The sequence below is a fragment of the Cellulomonas fimi genome (assembly GCF_028583725.1).
In the GTDB taxonomy this organism is placed as follows: Bacteria; Actinomycetota; Actinomycetes; order Actinomycetales; family Cellulomonadaceae; genus Cellulomonas; species Cellulomonas fimi_B.
Genome location: NZ_CP110680.1, coordinates 3,942,486 through 3,959,832, shown reverse-complemented (window position 1 = coordinate 3,959,832; position 17,347 = coordinate 3,942,486). Strand labels below are relative to the sequence as shown.

Sequence of the window (17,347 nt, the reverse complement as noted above, 5' to 3'; positions counted from 1 at the left end):
CGCGTGCCCGTCACGACCCCCTCGTCCCGCCCGTCCGTCGCCCCCGCCCGCGCCGGCGCGCGTCGGCGTGCCGCGGTCGTCGTCGCCGCGCTGAGCGCCGTCGTCGTGCTCGTCCTCGGCGGGTGCGTCCCGGCGAAGAACCAGGCGCAGGTGCCGACGTCCGCCGCGACGTCGGGCGCACCGGACGAGGCGCTGGCACCCTTCTACGACCAGCAGCTCGAGTGGACGACGTGCGCGCAGGGCGAGTGCGCGACCGCGACCGTCCCGCTCGACTACGCCGACCCGTCGGGCGCCACGATCGGCATCGCGCTGGCCCGCCGCCCCGCGACCGGGGGATCCGCCGTCGCGTCGCTGCTCGTCAACCCGGGCGGCCCGGGCGTCTCCGGTGTCGACTTCATCGACCAGGCCGCGTCGATGATCAGCGAGGACGTGCTGCGCCAGCTCGACCTCGTCGCGTTCGACCCCCGCGGCGTGCAGCGGTCGAGCCCGATCGCGTGCATGGACGGACCGGACCTCGACACGGTGGTCGCGTACGACGCCGACTACTCGACCGACGCGGGCATCCAGGCGGCGATCGACGTCTTCCGGGGTGTCGGCGAGGCCTGCCAGGAGCGGTCCGGCCTGACGCTCGCGCACGTCGACACGGTGAGCGCCGCGCGCGACCTCGACGTGCTGCGCGCCGCGCTCGGCGACGACGCGCTCTCCTACCTCGGCTTCTCGTACGGCACGCAGCTCGGCGCGACGTACGCGGCGCTGTTCCCCCTGCGCGTCGGCCGGCTCGTCCTCGACGGCGCGCTCGACCCGACGCTCACCGCCGACGAGCTCGCCGAGGGGCAGGCGCAGGGCTTCGAGAACGCGCTGCGTGCGTACGTCGCCGACTGCCTCGCCGGCGCCCGCTGCCCGCTGACGGGTGACGTCGACCAGGCGATGGGCCAGATCCGCGCGCTGCTCGACCACGCGACCGCCGACCCGCTGCCCACCGGCACGGACCGCCGCGTCACCGGCTCGCTCGCGTTCTACGGCATCGCGCTGCCGCTGTACTCGCAGCCGTCGTGGCCCTACCTCACGCAGGCGCTCGACGCCGCGATCCGCGACAACGACGGCTCGATCCTGCTGCAGCTCGCCGACGCCTACTTCGACCGCGAGGCCGACGGCACCTACTCGACCAACGCGACCGAGGCGTTCTGGGCGATCGGCTGCCTCGACGACCGGCAGAGCGCCGACCCCGCCGAGATGCGCGCGCAGGCCGAGCGGATCCAGGCGGTCGCGCCGACCATGGGCTCGTTCTTCTCCTACGGCGGCACGATCTGCGCCGACTGGCCCGTGCCCGTCGTCGGGGGGCTCGACGACTACTCCGCGAAGGACGCGACCGCCCCGATCCTTGTCGTCGGCACCACGAACGACCCCGCGACGCCCTACGCGTGGGCCGAGAAGCTCGCCACGACCCTGTCGACCGCGACGCTGCTCACCTACGAGGGCGAGGGCCACACGGCGTACGGGTCGTCGAACGACTGCATCGCCGACGCCGTCGACGCGTACATCCTCACCGGCACCGTCCCGCCCGAGGGCAAGCGCTGCTAGCCGCTTTGGAGCCAGGGCCCTGCGCCGGGTACAGTGGGCGCGCTCGTCGATCCGAGGGTCCGCCCACGGTGACGGCGACGCCGCCTTAGCTCAGTCGGCAGAGCGTCTCACTCGTAATGAGAAGGTCTGGGGTTCGATTCCCCAAGGCGGCTCCACCGGGAACCCGCGTCCGATCAGGCATCACCGCCTGCGACGGCGCGGGTTCTTCGTCTGTCGCCCCGTTCGCGGATCCCTCCCGGACGGGAGTGCTGTGTCGTCGGGGGGCGAGCCCGGGCCGGTCGGTCGGGCTAGCGCTGCACCATCGAGGACCAGCCGTCGTAGGAGCCGCCGTGCCGGTTCACGATGCCGACGACGTCGCGCGTGAAGGCGGCGGCCGACTCCTGGTCGCACGCGTCGGTGCGGTGGAACTCGACGCCCACCTTGAACAGCCGGCGCTGGGCCTCGCCCACCGAGAAGCCGGCGGCCGTCAGGTCCGCGACGACGGCGTCCGCCGCGCGCTTGGGGAAGAACGCGAGGTGGTCCACCTGCCGGGGCACGTCGACCTTGTCGCCGATCGCGCGCATGTGCTCGACGAGGTCCGCGGTCATCGCGAGCTGGTGATCCAGGTTCTCCGCCATGGACGCATGATGGCGGATCGGGGCGCCGAGCCAGGCCGTTTTCGCGGGCGTCGTCGCGACCGGCTGCGGTGCGCCGTCCGTACGGCTCAGTGCGCGTGGCCGCCGTGCACCCGGCCGGGCGCGAGCCGCGCGGCGACGACGGCGGCGACGGCCGTCGTCAGGGGGATCGCGAGGACCAGGCCGATCGACCCCGCGAGCGTGCTGACGATCTGCTCGGCGAACGCGCCCGACGTGAGCGTGAGGCCGAGCGGCTGGTCGTAGAGCTCGAGCAGCAGCAGGACGGGCAGGGACGCGCCCGCGTAGGCGAACGCGATCGTGTAGACGGTCGACGCGATGTGGTCGCGGCCGATCCGCATGCCGCGCGTGAAAAGCCCGCGCCACGACGCCGTCGGGTCGGACGCGCGTAGCTCGAACACGGCGGACGCCTGCGTGATCGTCACGTCGTTCAGCACGCCGATGCCCGCGAGCACGACGCCGCTGAGGAAGACGCCCTGCAGGATCCGCACGCCGTCGTCGCCGAGCAGGCGCGCGAGCTGGTAGGTGTCCTCGGTCGAGCCGGGGTGCAGGTGGGCCGCGCGGGCGCCGATCACGCCGAGCACCGTGACCATCAGCAGGCCGCCGAGGGTGCCGAGCAGCGCGGTCGTGGTCCGCAGCGAGAGCCCGTGCGCGAGGTACAGCACGGCGACGACGACGAGCGTCGCGGCCGACAGCGTCGCGACGAGCGCGGGCTGCCCCTGCACCAGGGCGGGCACGAGGTGCACCGCGAGCACGACGAACGCGATCGCGAGCCCGACGAGCGCCCGGAACCCACGCATCCCGGCGACCAGAACGGTGACCAGCGCGAACGCGAGCGCGAACGTCGCGAGCGGCACGCCCCGGCGGAAGTCGCCCCACGCCCAGACCTCGTCCCCGTTCACGTCGGCCGGGTAGTGCTCCAGGACGACGGCGGTGCCGGGCGGGACGTCGGCGCGCGTGAGACCGGACGTCGCGATGACCTCGACCGACGTGCCCGCCTCGCTCCCGGCGTCGACCTCGGCGGTCACGTGCAGGCAGCGGACCGTCGACGGGACCGACCCGTCGGGGGCCATGTCCTCGACGGTGCCGTCGCACGTGTCCCAGCGCGAGCCCGTGACGGTCGCGGCGACGCGCTCGACGTCGACCTCGACGAAGCCCGTCTCCGGCCGGCGCTCGTCGGTCGGCCACGTGACGATCGTGCCGACCACCGCGCCGAGCGTCGCGAGCACCACCAGGACGACGAGGACGACGGCGGTGCGCGGCGTCCCGGTGCGGCGGGCGCGCGAGGTCGGTGGTGCGTCGACGGTCACGACCCCACCGTGGTCCGGTCGTCGTCGTCCTGCATCGTCGGCTCGCCCGTCGGACCACCGGACGGGATCGCGCTGCGCCGGACGAGGGCCGCCGCGAGGACCGTCGTCACCGGGATCGCGAGCACCAGCCCGATCGACCCGACGAGCGTGCGCACGACCTCCTCCGCGATGTCCCCGCTGCTCAGCACGCCCAGCAGCCCGCGGTCGGTGAGGCTGACGAGCAGCACGAGCGGCAGCGCCGCGCCGACGTAGGCGAACACGATCGTGTAGACGGTCGACGCGATGTGGTCGCGCCCGATCCGCATCCCGCGCCCGACGAGCTCGCGCCACGTGCTGCCCGGTCGTGCCGCGTGCAGCTCCCACACCGCCGACGCCTGCGTGATCGTGACGTCGTTGAGCACGCCCAGACCGGCCAGGACCATGCCGCACAGCAGCACCGACCGCAGCCGCACCTCGGGCGCCGCGGACATGAGGTCGAGCGCGTACTCGCCCGACAGGCCGGTGAGGTGCGCGGACCCGCTCGCCCATGACGCGATCGCGGCCGTCGCGACGAGCCCGACCAGCGTGCCCGCGAGCGCGGTCGACGTGCGCACCGAGACGCCGTGGGCCAGGTAGAGCACGACGTACATGATGACGACGCTCGTCACGAGCGCGACCGGCACCGCCGGCCGGCCCTGGAGCAGCGCCGGGAGCGTGAAGACCCCGACGACGAGCAGGCCGACCACCATCCCCGCGAGCGCCGCGAGCCCGCGCCAGCGCGCCACGAGCACGACGAGCCCGGCGAACACCGCGGCCAGCAGCAGCATCGGCGGCCCGCGCTCGAAGTCGACGAACAGGTACGTCGTCGAGAGCGTCGGCTGCGCGGTGACGTCCGTGAGGTCCCCGACGTCCGCCGTCGACAGCGCCGCGACCCGCACCCGGTCACCCACCGCCACCTCGGGCACGTACTCGGGCGGCACGTGCAGGTCCACGACCTCGCCGTCGGCCAGGCGCGCGGTCGCCTGGTCCATCCCCGTGGCGTCGGGCCGGACCTCCGTGATCGCGCCTGTCGTGTACGTCACGCCGGGGCCGGTCGTGTCGAGCACGGGCGGGCGTGCGTCCGCCGACGGCCACAGCCACCACGCGCCGGCGAGCGTCAGCAGCAGCACGGGCCCCAGCACGGCCGCGAGCCAGCCACGCGCGCGCGTCGCGGTCCGGCGCAGGGCGGCGGGGTCAGCCGTCGCAGCCTCGTCGGGCGCGGTCACGGTCGACAGGTGGCTGTGGGGCACGCCCCAGCATCATCCACGGTCCCGGCGGCGGCGGAGCCGACGCGCCGCGCGCGGCCCGTCCGGAGGCACGCGGGCGTGGACGCAGGGGACACGGGAGGGGGAGACGTCCGACGGGGGTGGGCGGCCCCGAGGGGGAGGGGCCGCCCACCGGAGGCTCACGGGTCGCGGTCGCCACAGCCACGTCGCCCGACCTCCGTCGGACCCCACGTCGCCTGGCCGCCGGAGGACGGCGTGCGCCGTCGTGGGGCACTGCCTGCAGCATCGCCGCTCACGGCGACGGGGACGCCGGACCAAGGTCCCGGTCGTGCGGTCACGCCCGCACGCGGACGCGGGTGCCGAGCGGTCGGTGAGGAGCATGCCGCGGCCGGCCCGGACCGCGGGGCCTCGGGTGGCCGTCGTGCCCGGTCGTCAGTGGTGCTCGGCGAGCACGGCGTCGAGGGCGGCGCGGAAGGCGTCGGGGTCCTTCGTCGAGACGATGACGCGCTGCCCGTCACGCCGGGTCAGGGCGACGATCCGCGGGTGCGCCGTCGACGCGGTCGCGCCCCACTGACCGCCGGCGAGCTTGCCCTCGACGACCTCGCCGGGCTGCGAGACGCCCGGGTACAGGTCGGCGAGGCGGACCTTGAGGCGGCCCACCCGCAGCTCGGAGTCGGTCACGCGGATGTTCGTGTAGCGGCCGACGCTCCATACGAGGACCGCGCCCATCACGGCGACGATGCTCACGACGATCGTCGCGAAGCCCGGGCCGGCGTCGGTCAGCGCCAGGCCGACCCACAGGACGGCGCAGACGACGACCAGGGTCAGGGTCGAACGGCGACGCGACGCGCGCTCCTCGTACCGGATCACCGGGACATCCTAGGGTCCGGCCGGTCGCCACCCGCGGAGGTCACAGGAACTCCCCGCGCAGGACCCGCTGGGTCTTCGGGAGCAGGCACGTGTGCGCCCGGTCGAGCACCCACAGCAGCGGGAGCAGCACCTCCGCGAGGCCGGCCGACGCCTCCCAGCGCACCTCCGGCGGGCCGGACGCCGTGCCCGGGCGGCCCGGGACGGGACGCAGCAGGTGCGTGACGACGGGGGCGGTGTCGTCCGACCGGGTCAGCTCCATCCGGTCGGCGAAGATCCGGCCCGCCGGCCGCCACCGCCAGGAGCGTCCGGCCGGTCCGGACACCCGCAGCTGCCACCGGTCGCGCCCGTCGCGCTCGCGGTCGAGCGAGACGGTCTCGCCGAGCACGTCGACGGGCATGAGGACGAAGTTCCACAGGATGCTGTCCGGGCCGCCGGTCGCGGGCTGACGGAAGCCGCTGGCGATCTCCCGTGCGCCGCCCGGCGCCGCGTCGTCGGCGAGCGACGCGACGAGCACGCGGTGCCGCCACACGACCGTGACCTGGTGTCCGGCGACGTCGACCTTCGTGCGCGCGGCGAACGGGACGTCCTTCGGCATGTGGTGGAAGTCGGGGATGCTCAGCTCGTCGACGACCGGCACGACGCCCGCGACGCCCAGCGGCGCCCAGACGTCGACGGCCGTCACTGGGGCTGCCTCTCGCGGCGCGCGTCGCGCTCCTCCTGCTCCTCACGCTCCTCGGCCCGTCGGGCCTCGCCGCGCACCCGGGACGCCTCGTCACGCAGGTTGCGCGCGGCCGACTGCGCGGCCGACCGCCAGCGGTTGAGGGCGCCGCGGACGTCCGTCGCGTTCGCGCACTCCCAGTCGGGCGAGTCGGCGATCGACTTCGCGGGGTCGATCGCGGTCTCGACGTCGGCCGCGAGGGCGTCGAGGGCCTGCGCCTTGGCGTAGAGCTCGGTCGATGTCATCGCGCCCTCTCAGAACCAGTTCATGGGGTTGAGGTCGGACTCCTTGATGTCGTCGAGCCGGTCACCCACCCACTCGCCGGCCTCCTCGGCCCGGTCGCCCGCCCAGTCGACGGCCGTGTCGTACGCCGCGGTGATGTCGTCCCAGTGCTCGACGACCTCCGCTCCTGCCCAGACGAGACCCGTGACGGCGACCAGGCCGAGCGTCACCGGGTTGGGCGCGATGAGGGCTGCGGTCATCGACGCGTTGAACGCCGTCTCGGCGTACTCGCCGATGACGTGCGCCTTGCCCTTCGTGCCGCCCTCGGACCAGAGCCGGTTGTTCTCGTCGAAGTTGTTGTAGAGCCCGACGGCACCGTCGACCGTCGCGAAGGCGCTGCCCGCGACGCCGAGGACCCGCAGCCCGCCCGCCGTCCGGAGCATCGTCGTGACGCCCGACTGGTTCGCCATCGTCAGGAGGTTGCCGGCGCCGCGCGCGACGACGACACCCGTCGCCGGGTTGATCCACGGCTTGCCGACGATCGCGTTGCCCCACGTGGCGAGCCGGGTCGCGAGCTGCCCGGTGCGCGTCGTGCCGAGGACCCGTGAGACCCAGGTCGTCGCCTGGACGCCCTTCTCGCTCTGCAGCAGCTTGGCCAGGAGCGTGGGCTGCATCTCGCCGTTCACCGCGTACGTCTGCGTCGCGGAGGACATGCGGGTCACCCACGCGTCGAAGTCCTCGACGGTCGGCGCGAGCTTGAGCAGGTAGTTGCCGACGGTGTTGGGGACGAACGAGCCGGGGTACTTGAACGGCACCTTGCCGGCGAGCCCGCGGCGGTCCGCCGCCGTGAGGGCCGCCGAGAGCCGGTTCGCCCAGGCGGCGTCGGACTCCGCGAGCGCCGCGAGGCCCGGCTGGATGATCTTGCGGTCGGCGAGCCAGCGCGCGAGCGCGGGGCCGCCCTGGAAGAACAGCGTCCCGGCGGCGGCGACCGCTGCGCCACCACCGACGACGAAGTTCTGGACGTCGTGGTACGCGTCGACGAGAGCCGTGGCCTGCTCGCTGTCGGTCATCCCGGCGAGCTTCTCGAGCGCCTCGGCCTGGAGCTGCTCGAACCACTCGGCGAGGTTGGCGGGGTCGGTGTCGTTCCAGGCGTTCGGGGCCGTGTTCGTCGCGTGCACCGCGATCAGCGCGTCCTCGACGGACATCGACTGGCCCGCGATCGCGGCCGCCTGGTCGGCGGTCATGCTGACGCCCCCGAACGTCGGGTTCGCCTGCGCCATGTGCTCGAGCACGCCGATCCGCTGGCGCAGGTCCTTCGAGACGTCACGCGCCCACTGCTCGGCACCGTTGAGGCCCGCGAGGTCGACGCGTGCGTCGAGGGCGGAGGCGCGGGAGAACAGCGCCGGCAGGTCCTCGGCGAGGTCCTCGAGCGCGACGACGGTCGCCGCCAGGACCTCCTTGTCGACCTTGACCGTCACGATGCGCCGACCCGGGCCAGGACCGAGCGCAGGTCGCCCGACGACGGCAGGAGGCCCGCGAGGAGCTGCCACACCTCGCCGCCGGACACCGGGCGGAACGTGGCGAGCGTGTCCGGCGTGACGTCCTCGGCGTGCAGCGGCTCCGCGGGCTGCTCGCGCACCCAGTACCCGCCCGGCCCGCAGTCCCACAGCGCGAGGCCACGGGAGTCGGTCGCGGGGTCCGGGCCCCAGACGAGGCTCACGCGCGCGGTCGACTCCAGGAAGGACAGCGTCGCGAGGAGCATCGAGCGGTCCGCCTCGGCGACCTCGCCGAAGAAGCGCTCGAGCTGCGCCGTGGCGACGACCCTGGCCGGCTCCCACGTGTCGTCGGTCAGGCCCATCGTCTGGACGACCGCGTCCACCGCGCGCAGCGGGACCGTGAACGGTGTCGCGATCTTCGGCACCTCGCGGCGGCGCAGGCCGGCGAGCCGGGCGAGGATCCAGAGGACCTGCGGCAGCTCGTCCTGGCAGTACACCGCCTCCTCGTCGCCCTGGGGCCACGGGTCCGTGTACCAGACCGTCTCCTCGCGCACCGCGAGCACGGCGAGCGTCGGCCCCTGCGGCCCCGCCGACTCGACGGCGGCCTGGATCATCGGGTCGGTCACCGTCCGGACGAGGTCCACGACCAGCGGGTGCACCGCGCCGTCCTCGTCGACGACGCCGGACGCCACGAGCGCGGCGCGCGCCTCCTCGGGTGCGGGCTCCCCGTTGTGCAGGAGGCGGAGCGTCTCGAGCTCGTCCTCGCTCAGGGCGACCCTGCGCCGCACGACGTCCAGACGAGCCATGCTCACGTCCACCCTTCGAATCCGCCGATTTCGGACAGCACCCTAGTGGTGACCACGCAGGTGGCGTGACCGCTCGTCCACCGTGGCCTGGGACGGCGCCCGCCACGGGAGGGGTCGCCGGGGCGCCGCGTCCGTACGGGGCATTCGGTACGGTATCGGTCGGTTCGGTCGCCGAGCCGTGGTCGCAGGGAAGGGCGCAGATGAGCCGGATCGTGGTGGTCGTGGTGTCGACGCTGGTCGTGGGCCTGCTCGCGGGGTGCGGCGGGGCGGAGGAGCCCGCAGGCCTCACCGCGGCGCCGACCACGACCCCGACGCCGAGCGCCACCCCGACCGCCGAGCCGGAGGTGGACGACCTGTCCGACCCGGAGCTCGGGATCGTGTTCACCGACGTGCCGACGCTCACGGGCGACGAGGCCGACGTCTACAACTGGCTCGCCACGTACGAGAAGGAGTACTGGCGGACCATGCGGACCAACACGGTCAGCCCTGCCTTCTCCGTCATCGCCTCGCCCGAGCTGCAGGGGGCCATGCAGAAGGTCGTCGACCAGAACACCGCGATCCAGGCCTCCATCGGCGGCGTCCTCGAGACGCGCGTGGGCGACGTCGTCGTCACGGGGGACCAGGCGACCGGCGAGATCTGCGAGGACTTCTCGCAGGCCACGTTCGCGGACGCGACCCGCACCTACACGCCCGCGGAGGCGGGGTTCGGCGAGAAGAAGCACAAGTCCTACACCCTGACCCGCGTACCCGGTGAGGACCGGTGGCTGGTCGCCACCAACGAGGTGTCGGGGACATGCTGAGGCGGCCCGCCGCCGTCCTCGGCCTGGCGGCCGCGCTGGTCCTCGCCCAGGTGACGGCTGCTGCGGCGGAGGACCCGCCCTTCGGGCAGGAGGAGACCGCGGGTCCCGGCGACTCGGGCGGCGGCTCGGGCACCGGCACGAGCGGCGGGTCGTCGGGCGGGTCGATCCAGGTGACGGTGTCGCAGTCGGGGTCGACGTCGGGTGGCCGGACGTTCAGCAGCACCACGACGCGCACGGTCGCGCCCCTGTGCTGGATGGGCCGGGGTCCGACGGGCGCGCAGTACTACGAGTACTGGAAGCTCGGCGGGGAGGCCCGCGAGTCCGACACCCTCGACGACTTCGCGAACCAGGGCCTGCTGCACCAGGGCTGGGAGGACCACGCGACCGACACCGAGGGGCACTGGTACGAGGCGTCGTGCCGCGCCGATGTCCCCGGCGAGGTCGCGACGGAGTACTACCTCTCCCACCCGGCGATCTGGGTCGGCCCGACCGACCCGGTGCCGCCGCAGGACGCGGACGTCGACCCCGAGGTGCTCGCGCAGATCGCGTCGGAGTCGATGGACCTGCCCCGCGGGACGATCCGCTGGAACCCGAGCATGACGGGGACCGGGGCGACGGTCGTCGGCGCCGACACCTGGGTGTGGGTCGAGGACGCCGCCACCACGGTCTCGGTGACCGCGCAGATCCCGTCGGGCACGTGGGCGCGCGTCGACGCCGCGCTCTCCGCGCTGCAGGTCAGCGCACCCGGCGCCGAGTCCGTGACCTGCCCCGACACGGGCACCCCGTGGGGCGGGGGCGCGGCGTCCACGACGTGCTCGCTGCGGTTCTTCCGGTCCAGCGCGAACCAGCCCGTGAAGGCGGGGCAGTCGCAGCCCACCGCGACGCTGACCGCGCAGGCCACGTGGACCGCGTCGTGGGTCTCCTCGGAGGACCCGAACCCGACGGCGCTGCCCGCGCAGACGATCTCCGCGACGAGCGAGATCCCGGTCGCCGAGATCCAGGGCGTCGTCTCGCGCTGACGTCTCCGGTGCGGCGGCGCGGGCCGGAGACGTCCGCGCTCGCGTCAGCGCTCAGCCGCTCAGCCGCTCAGGTGCTCAGGCCGAGCGTGCAGCGCACCTCGCCGAGCAGCACCACGGTCCCGGCAGGCACGGCGACCGGCGTGTGCGGGACCAGCCGCACGGGCGCGTCGAGCAGCACGTGGGTCCCGTTCGTCGAGCTGAAGTCGGTGACCAGGATGGTCCCGTCGGGCTCGACGTCCACGAGCGCGTGGGTCTTCGACACCGTCGCCCCGACCACCCGCACGGGGGTCCGCCCGGTGGGGGCCACCGGGTCGCGGCCGAGCGACGCACCGCCGGGGACGCGCACCGGCGGACCACCGTCGACGGTGAGGACGAGCACGGGCCCGCGCGACGGAGTCGTCGCGTCGCGCGCCGTCCGCGCCGCCTCGGCCTCGGGAGGGAGACCGGGGACGGCGACCGGTGACAGCGTGCCCGGCAGGACGTCGCCCGACTCCTGGTGCCCGGCGTCGTCCGGGGCGGTCGGGAGGGCAGGGACGGGCCGCGGTGCGGGGAGCGACGCGAGCAGCGCCTCGTCGGGCCGGCTGAGCGTCGCCGCTTCGAGCAGGGCGACCGGCTCGGTCTCCACGCGCAGCGGTTCGAGCGTCCCGCACGCCGCGCACGCCAGCGCCACGACCGGCTGGTCCGACCCGCACCGGCGGCAGGGCGCGGGCGGGACGTCCACGGGCGCACCGGCGCCCTCGGCGGGGAGGGTCCGCAGCGTGCCGTCGGGGTGTGCGGCCAGCAGCACCGCGCCGCTCGCGTCGGCGAGCACGACGCGGACCGGCCGCCCCACGGTCCGGGCCACCGCGACCGCGCGCGCGAGCGCACCGGCCCGCAGCCGGTCCGTGGACGCGGCGGCGCACGCGGAGGCGTGCTCGTTGACGTGCACGGTCCCGGTGCCGTCGGGTCGCAGCTGTGCCCGGACGAGCGGCCAGGTCGCCGGGACGGTCGCCACCCGATCCGGTGAACTGTGCGGGCGTGCGGTCACCGGGTGCCGCCTGCGGACGGGCGTGCGGTGCCTCGTCGCGCGGGAGCTGTCGCCGCAGGCAAGTGCGCGCTCGTCGGCATGGAAGGCCTCCTCGGGCTGTGGTCGGCGGCCATGGTAGACGCGCCGGGACCGGTCGAGACCCCGACCGGGCGCGACCGTGGCCGTCCGATTTGCCCCTATAGTCGTGCAGTCCTTGAACGATCCGCTCGCAGCGTGAGGTTGGACCCCCATCGATGACGGTGAACACGAGCACGCCCGGGGGCGTGGCCGCGCAGGACCGCCGCCGCGCCCGTGACGAGCGCGGGATGAGGTCGGCCGGTGCGGTCCGCGCCGATCGGCTCCCGCACGCGCCGCGCGAGCGGCGCCCGCTGCTCGCGGCGTTCGCGGTGCTCCTCATCGTGGGCGGTGCCGCGGCGGCCGGGCTGCTCGCCCTGCGCGCCGACGAGCGCGTCCCCGTGCTGGTCGCGGCCCGGGACATCGCGGTCGGCGAGGAGATCACCGCCGACGCGCTCGCCACCACGCCCGTCGCGTCCGAGGGCACCCTCCTGGTGCCCGCGTCGCAGCAGGAGCTCGTCGTCGGCCAGTTCGCGCGCATCGCCGTCACGAAGGGCCAGCTCGTCGACACGTCGATGCTCACCACGACCCGCACGCTGCAGGACGGCAAGGTCGCGGTCGGTGCGTCGTTCGAGGAGGGGCGCGCGCCCGCGTCGGGTCTGGTCGCGGGGGACGTCGTCCAGCTCGTCCGGGTCGCCGACGGCAAGGGCACCGTGCTCGTGGCCGACGCGCTCGTGAGCTCGGCGACCACCCCGACGGAGGGCGCCAACGGCGGTCAGGTGACCGCGACGTTCATCGTCGACGAGTCGGACGGCGCCGAGCTGGCCGCGGCGGCCGCCGAGGCGTCGCTCTCGGCCGTCCTCGTGAGCCGCGGGACGCCGGTCGTCGGTCAGGGGGGCTGACCGTGCTCGTCGCGATCGGCTCCGCGAAGGGCTCGCCCGGGGTCAGCACGACCGCGCGCGTCCTCGCCGGCGTGTGGCCCTCGGACGTGGTGCTCGCCGACGCCGACCCCGCCGGCGGGGACGTGTCGCTGCTGGGCCGGACGGCCGCGCGCGGGCCGCTCGACCCCGAGCGCGGGATCCTGTCGCTCGCGGCCGACGCGCGTCGCGGGCTCGCGAACGACAGCCTCGACGACCACCTGCAGCAGATCGAGGGCGGACTCGACGTGCTGTGCGGCGTGACCAGCCCCGAGCAGATGACGGGGATCGCGCCGGCGGTGCCGGCGCTCGCGGCGGCGTTGGCGCACCACCCGACGCGGGACGTCGTCGTCGACTGCGGGCGGGTGCACGCCGGCAGTCCCGTGATGCCCGTCGTCGCGGCGGCCGACGTGCTCGTGCTGCTCGCGCGCCCGCGCCTGGAGTCGTACGCGCACCTGCGCGAGCGGCTGCGCTGGCTCGCCCAGATGCGCGCGACCTCGACCCGCCGGATGCCCGCCCTCGGCGTCGCGCTCGTCGCGGACAGCCGGGACCGCCGGTCGCTCACCGAGCTCGCGCAGCTCCTCGCGCACGAGGGGCTGCCCGTGACCGTCGTCGGGCAGGTCGCCGAGGACCAGCGCGCCGCCGACGTCGTCGCCGGCCGTCTCGACCGCGGCGTCGAGCGCTCGCTGCTCGTGCGGTCCGTCCGTCAGCTCGTCGCACCCGTGTCCGACCTCGCCGCGTCGCAGGGCGCCGTGCGGGCCGGGATCTGAGGGGGCGCGCGTGGCGGTCGACCAGGCGCTGGTGCGCCGGCTCCGCGAGGAGGTCGCGGACGTCCTCGCGCGGCAGCGTCGCGACGACGCCGCGGCGGGCGTGGCGCAGATGTCCGGGCAGGACGAGCGGCAGTTCGCGCGGGCCGTCGTCAACCGGGTGCTCGACGCGTACGCGCGGGCCGAGATCGCCGCGGGTCGCACGCCGCCGTCGCCGGTCGAGGAGAGCGAGCTCGCGTCGGGCATCCACGCCGCGCTCTACGGCGTCGGCCGCCTCCAGCCGCTGCTCGACGACCGCGACGTCGAGAACGTCGACATCAACGGGTGCGACAACGTCTTCGTGCAGTACGCGGACGGCCGCGAGGCGCGCATGCCGCCCGTGGCGGACTCCGACGACGAGCTCGTCGAGCTCATCCAGATCCTCGGCGCGTACTCGGGCCTGTCGAGCCGCCCGTTCGACTCGGCGAACCCGCAGCTCGACATCCGCCTGCCCGACGGCAGCCGCATGTCGGCGGTCATGGACGTCTGCGCGCGCCCCTCGATCTCGATCCGGCGGGCGCGCCTGTCGCGCGTGCACCTCGACGACCTCGTGCGGCTCGGCTCGGTGACCAACGAGGTCGCGGCGTTCCTGTCGGCGGCCGTCGCGGCGCGCAAGAACATCATGATCGCGGGCGCGACCAACGCCGGGAAGACGACCATGCTCCGGGCGCTGGCCAACGAGATCCGCCCGCACGAGCGGCTCATCACCGTCGAGCGCGCGCTCGAGCTCGGCCTCGGGGAGTTCCCCGACCTGCACCCGAACGTCGTCGCGTTCGAGGAGCGGCTGCCGAACTCCGAGGGCAACGGCGCGATCAGCATGGCGGAGCTCGTGCGCCGCAGCCTGCGCATGAACCCCAGCCGGGTCATCGTCGGCGAGGTGCTCGGCGACGAGATCGTCACGATGCTCAACGCGATGAGCCAGGGCAACGACGGCTCGCTGTCGACGATCCACGCGAACTCGTCGATCGAGGTGTTCAACCGCATCTCGACGTACGCGATCCAGTCGCAGGAACGCCTGCCCGTCGAGGCGACGATGATGCTCATCGCCGGCGCGATCGACTTCGTCGTGTTCGTGCAGAAGCAGAACGACTACCTGCACGGCGGGCGGCTGCGCCGGTTCGTCGCGAGCATCCGCGAGGTCAACGGCATCGACGGCCGCGTGCTGTCCAGCGAGGTCTTCGCGCCCGGGCCGGACGGTGTCGCGGTCGCGTCCGCGCCCATCGCCTGCCTCGACGAGCTCGTCGCCGTGGGGTACTCGCCCGGCTACGCGATGCGGGGTCTGTGATGGCGCCGTCGACCGTCTTCATCGTCCTCGCGGGGGCCGTCGTCGGCCTCGGGATCGCGCTGCTCGTCGAGTCGCTGCGACCGCGGACGCGGGAGGCGGGCGTCGTGCACGGCGGCCCGTCGCTCGTCGACCGGCTCGGGCGCCGTGCGCTCCTCGCGGCCGTCGCGGCCGTGGTGGTCCTCGTCGTGACGCGCTGGCCCGTCGCGGCCGTCGCCGCCGCGGCGCTCGTGCTGTCGTGGACGTCGCTCTTCGGCGGGGCGAAGGCGGAGCGGCAGGCGATGGCACGCCTCGAGGGCCTCGCGTCGTGGGCCGAGTCGCTGCGCGACACGATCGCCGGTGCGGTCGGCCTCGAGCAGGCGATCCCCGCGACCGTCTACGCGGCGTCGCCGACCATCCAGCCGCAGCTGCGCATGCTCGTCGACCGGCTGCGTGTCCGGGTGCCGCTCGGCACGGCGCTCCAGCGGTTCGCGGACGACCTGGACGACCCGAGCGCCGACCTCGTCGTCGCGGCGCTGATCCTCAACTCGCGCCTGCGCGGCCCGGGTCTGCGGCAGGTGCTCACGTCGGTGTCGGAGTCCGCGCGCGCCGAGCTCGACATGCGTCAGCGCGTGTCGGCGGGCCGGTCCTCGACGCGCCGGTCCGCGCAGATCGTCATGGGCTTCTCGCTGCTCATGATCTTCGGCCTCGCGATCCTGAACCCGACGTACGTCGCGCCGTACGGCACCCCGACCGGGCAGGCGGTGCTCGTGGTCGTCATCGCGCTCTTCGCCGCCGGGTTCTGGTGGATGAAGCGCCTCTCGGGGGTCGACGTCCCGGCCCGCTTCCTCGTCGCGACGTCCGACCGCCACGGTCAGCCGCAGGTCGACGCGAAGACGCCGGTGGGGGGTGCGTCGTGACGCTCGTGCTCCTCGCGGGGGCCGTCGTCGGCCTCGGTGTGCTCCTGCTCGTCGTCGTGCTCGCACCCCCGCCGACGCACGCCGGCAGCGCGCTCGCCCGGCTCGACGAGGAGCGGCGCCAGAGCCGCGCGTACGCGCGTGCGGTGGGCGTGGACCCGAAGGCCGGGGAGGGGGCGCGCTGGCAGCTCGCCCTCGGCCGCGAGGCTGCACGCCGCGTGACGGCGACCGGCCTGCCGCTGGACGCCCTCCGCGCGGACCTCGCCATGACGGGACTCACGCTCGACGCGTTCCTCGCGCGCACGGTGCTCGCGTTCGTCGGGGGCTTCCTCGCCCCGCTCGTCGTGGGTGCGGTGCTCGTGGCGCTGCACGTGGACGTCAACCTGTCCGTGCCGCTGCTCGTCTCGCTCCTCGTCGGCGTCGGCGCCGCGGCGGTCCCGTGGCTCGCGGTGAGGTCGCAGGCCGCCGCACGGCGCCGCGACTTCCGGCACGTCGTCGGGTCGTTCCTCGACCTCGTCTCGATGAGCCTCGCGGCCGGCCGCGGCGTCCCCGAGGCGCTGCAGGGCGCGTCCGAGCTCAGCGACGGGTGGGCGATGGTGCGGATCCGGGACGCGCTCGGCGGTGCGCGGCTGCGCGGCGAGACGCCGTGGTCCGCGCTGGGCGGGCTCGGCACGGAGCTGCGCGTCGACGAGCTGCGGGACCTCGCCGCCGCGCTCGCGCTCGTCGCCGAGGACGGCGCGAAGGTGCGCGACTCGCTCGCGGCGCGCGCGGGCTCGATGCGCCGACGGGAGCTCGCGGAGGCCGAGGGCAAGGCGGGCGAGAGCTCCGAGTCGATGCTCGTCGCGCAGCTCCTGCTGGCCGTCGGCTTCCTCGTCTTCCTCCTCTACCCGGCGCTGCAGAGCGTGATGGGCCAGACGTGACCCGCCCACGGCACGAGCGGACGGGCCACGACCGCACGAGACGGACACTCGACAAAGGACGGTGCTGACATGACCTTTCCCCACAGGGGAGTCGTCGACTACCTCGTCATGGAGCTGCGACGCCGCTACCAGCGCGCCCGCCTCGCGGAGGACGCCGGCGCGTCCGTCATCGAGTGGGTCATCATCACCGGCGTCCTCGTGCTGCTCGCGGGCGTGGTCGGCACGGTGATCTACAACCTCGCGAACGACGCCGCGGAGTCGATCGAGATGCCCGACGCCCCGGGCGGACCGTGACCGCTCCGCTCCCCACCCCGATCCGCCGACGGCTGCACGCGGGCGGCGGGGGCGACCGTGGCGCGAGCTCGATCGAGCTCGCCGTCTACACGCCCCTGCTCATGCTCGTGATCCTCGTGACCGTGCAGTTCGCGCTGACGTGGCACGGCAACCAGCTCGTCGGGGCCGTCGCGCGCGAGACCGCGCGCGTCGTGCGGACCGGCGGCGGCACGCCCGAGTCGGAGACGGCCGCCCGCGCTCGCGCGGTCGAGTTCGCGGAGCTGATCGGCGGCCCGAACCTGCTGGACCTCGACGTCGAGATCAGCCGGCCGACCCCCGACTCCGTGCGGGTCGAGGTCTCGGCCCGCTCGAAGGAGATCGTGCAGGGCCTGGCGCCGCGGGTGAGCGCCGTCGTCCAGGGTCCCGTCGAGCGGTTCCGGGCGGACCAGTGACGCGCCCGGCGGACGGACGCAG

19 protein-coding genes and 1 tRNA gene are annotated in these 17,347 nt (G+C 74.6%); 11 read left to right on the top strand and 9 right to left on the bottom strand.

Annotated elements, in window-relative coordinates; genetic code table 11:
* Positions 1–3: 3 nt before the first annotated feature.
* On the top strand, positions 4–1,581 hold the full coding sequence (locus tag OOT42_RS17795) for an alpha/beta hydrolase (protein ID WP_273652481.1): 1,578 nt from the start codon (positions 4–6) through the stop codon (positions 1,579–1,581).
* A 79-nt stretch (positions 1,582–1,660) separates the two neighbouring features.
* Positions 1,661–1,736: transfer RNA gene (locus OOT42_RS17790), tRNA-Thr, on the top strand.
* A 132-nt stretch (positions 1,737–1,868) separates the two neighbouring features.
* On the opposite strand, the gene OOT42_RS17785 is transcribed toward OOT42_RS17790, so the two are convergent.
* The 8 genes from OOT42_RS17785 to OOT42_RS17750 form a co-directional block, all read right to left on the bottom strand.
* Positions 1,869–2,198, bottom strand: a complete 330-nt coding sequence (locus tag OOT42_RS17785; protein ID WP_273652480.1) for a ribonuclease E inhibitor RraB — start codon at positions 2,196–2,198, stop codon at positions 1,869–1,871.
* 86 nt (positions 2,199–2,284) lie between these two features.
* Positions 2,285–3,523 carry a YibE/F family protein gene (locus tag OOT42_RS17780; RefSeq protein WP_273652479.1) on the bottom strand — a complete coding sequence of 413 codons (1,239 nt, stop codon included), beginning with the start codon at positions 3,521–3,523 and terminating at the stop codon, positions 2,285–2,287.
* Positions 3,520–4,791: a YibE/F family protein gene (locus OOT42_RS17775; protein ID WP_273652478.1), complete on the bottom strand. Its 1,272-nt coding sequence runs from the start codon at positions 4,789–4,791 to the stop codon at positions 3,520–3,522. Before OOT42_RS17775 ends, OOT42_RS17780 begins: the two co-directional genes overlap by 4 nt.
* Before the next feature lie 408 nt (positions 4,792–5,199).
* On the bottom strand, positions 5,200–5,637 hold the full coding sequence (locus OOT42_RS17770; protein WP_273652477.1) for a DUF3093 family protein: 438 nt from the start codon (positions 5,635–5,637) through the stop codon (positions 5,200–5,202).
* A gap of 40 nt (positions 5,638–5,677) precedes the next feature.
* Positions 5,678–6,319 carry a hypothetical protein gene (locus tag OOT42_RS17765; RefSeq protein ID WP_273652476.1) on the bottom strand — a complete coding sequence of 214 codons (642 nt, stop codon included), beginning with the start codon at positions 6,317–6,319 and terminating at the stop codon, positions 5,678–5,680.
* Positions 6,316–6,600 (bottom strand): hypothetical protein, encoded by a 285-nt coding sequence (locus OOT42_RS17760; RefSeq protein ID WP_273652475.1) that lies wholly within the window; start codon positions 6,598–6,600, stop codon positions 6,316–6,318. The genes OOT42_RS17765 and OOT42_RS17760 overlap by 4 nt, the downstream gene beginning before the upstream one ends.
* Positions 6,601–6,609: 9 nt before the next feature.
* Entirely contained in the window at positions 6,610–8,055 is a 1,446-nt protein-coding gene (locus OOT42_RS17755) for a hypothetical protein (protein ID WP_273652474.1), read from the bottom strand.
* Positions 8,052–8,879: a hypothetical protein gene (locus tag OOT42_RS17750; protein ID WP_273652473.1), complete on the bottom strand. Its 828-nt coding sequence runs from the start codon at positions 8,877–8,879 to the stop codon at positions 8,052–8,054. Before OOT42_RS17750 ends, OOT42_RS17755 begins: the two co-directional genes overlap by 4 nt.
* Before the next feature lie 200 nt (positions 8,880–9,079).
* Between OOT42_RS17750 and OOT42_RS17745 the strand changes: the two genes are divergently transcribed.
* Positions 9,080–9,679 carry a hypothetical protein gene (locus tag OOT42_RS17745; RefSeq protein WP_273652472.1) on the top strand — a complete coding sequence of 200 codons (600 nt, stop codon included), beginning with the start codon at positions 9,080–9,082 and terminating at the stop codon, positions 9,677–9,679.
* Positions 9,673–10,698: a hypothetical protein gene (locus tag OOT42_RS17740; protein ID WP_273652471.1), complete on the top strand. Its 1,026-nt coding sequence runs from the start codon at positions 9,673–9,675 to the stop codon at positions 10,696–10,698. The genes OOT42_RS17745 and OOT42_RS17740 overlap by 7 nt, the downstream gene beginning before the upstream one ends.
* Positions 10,699–10,765: 67 nt before the next feature.
* On the opposite strand, the gene OOT42_RS17735 is transcribed toward OOT42_RS17740, so the two are convergent.
* Positions 10,766–11,692, bottom strand: a complete 927-nt coding sequence (locus OOT42_RS17735; RefSeq protein WP_273652470.1) for an FHA domain-containing protein — start codon at positions 11,690–11,692, stop codon at positions 10,766–10,768.
* A 266-nt stretch (positions 11,693–11,958) separates the two neighbouring features.
* Between OOT42_RS17735 and OOT42_RS17730 the strand changes: the two genes are divergently transcribed.
* The 7 genes from OOT42_RS17730 (at position 11,959) to OOT42_RS17700 (ending at position 17,325) form a co-directional block, all read left to right on the top strand.
* On the top strand, positions 11,959–12,681 hold the full coding sequence (locus OOT42_RS17730) for an SAF domain-containing protein (protein WP_273652469.1): 723 nt from the start codon (positions 11,959–11,961) through the stop codon (positions 12,679–12,681).
* A gap of 2 nt (positions 12,682–12,683) precedes the next feature.
* Complete coding sequence (locus tag OOT42_RS17725) at positions 12,684–13,466, top strand: hypothetical protein (protein ID WP_273652468.1); 783 nt, start codon at positions 12,684–12,686, stop codon at positions 13,464–13,466.
* A gap of 10 nt (positions 13,467–13,476) precedes the next feature.
* Positions 13,477–14,787: a CpaF family protein gene (locus OOT42_RS17720; RefSeq protein WP_273652467.1), complete on the top strand. Its 1,311-nt coding sequence runs from the start codon at positions 13,477–13,479 to the stop codon at positions 14,785–14,787.
* Positions 14,787–15,683 (top strand): type II secretion system F family protein, encoded by an 897-nt coding sequence (locus OOT42_RS17715; RefSeq protein ID WP_273652466.1) that lies wholly within the window; start codon positions 14,787–14,789, stop codon positions 15,681–15,683. Before OOT42_RS17720 ends, OOT42_RS17715 begins: the two co-directional genes overlap by 1 nt.
* Positions 15,680–16,600 (top strand): type II secretion system F family protein, encoded by a 921-nt coding sequence (locus OOT42_RS17710; protein WP_273652465.1) that lies wholly within the window; start codon positions 15,680–15,682, stop codon positions 16,598–16,600. Before OOT42_RS17715 ends, OOT42_RS17710 begins: the two co-directional genes overlap by 4 nt.
* A 69-nt stretch (positions 16,601–16,669) precedes the next feature.
* On the top strand, positions 16,670–16,894 hold the full coding sequence (locus tag OOT42_RS17705) for a hypothetical protein (RefSeq protein ID WP_273652464.1): 225 nt from the start codon (positions 16,670–16,672) through the stop codon (positions 16,892–16,894).
* Complete coding sequence (locus OOT42_RS17700; RefSeq protein ID WP_273652463.1) at positions 16,891–17,325, top strand: TadE/TadG family type IV pilus assembly protein; 435 nt, start codon at positions 16,891–16,893, stop codon at positions 17,323–17,325. Before OOT42_RS17705 ends, OOT42_RS17700 begins: the two co-directional genes overlap by 4 nt.
* Positions 17,326–17,347: the final 22 nt, after the last annotated feature.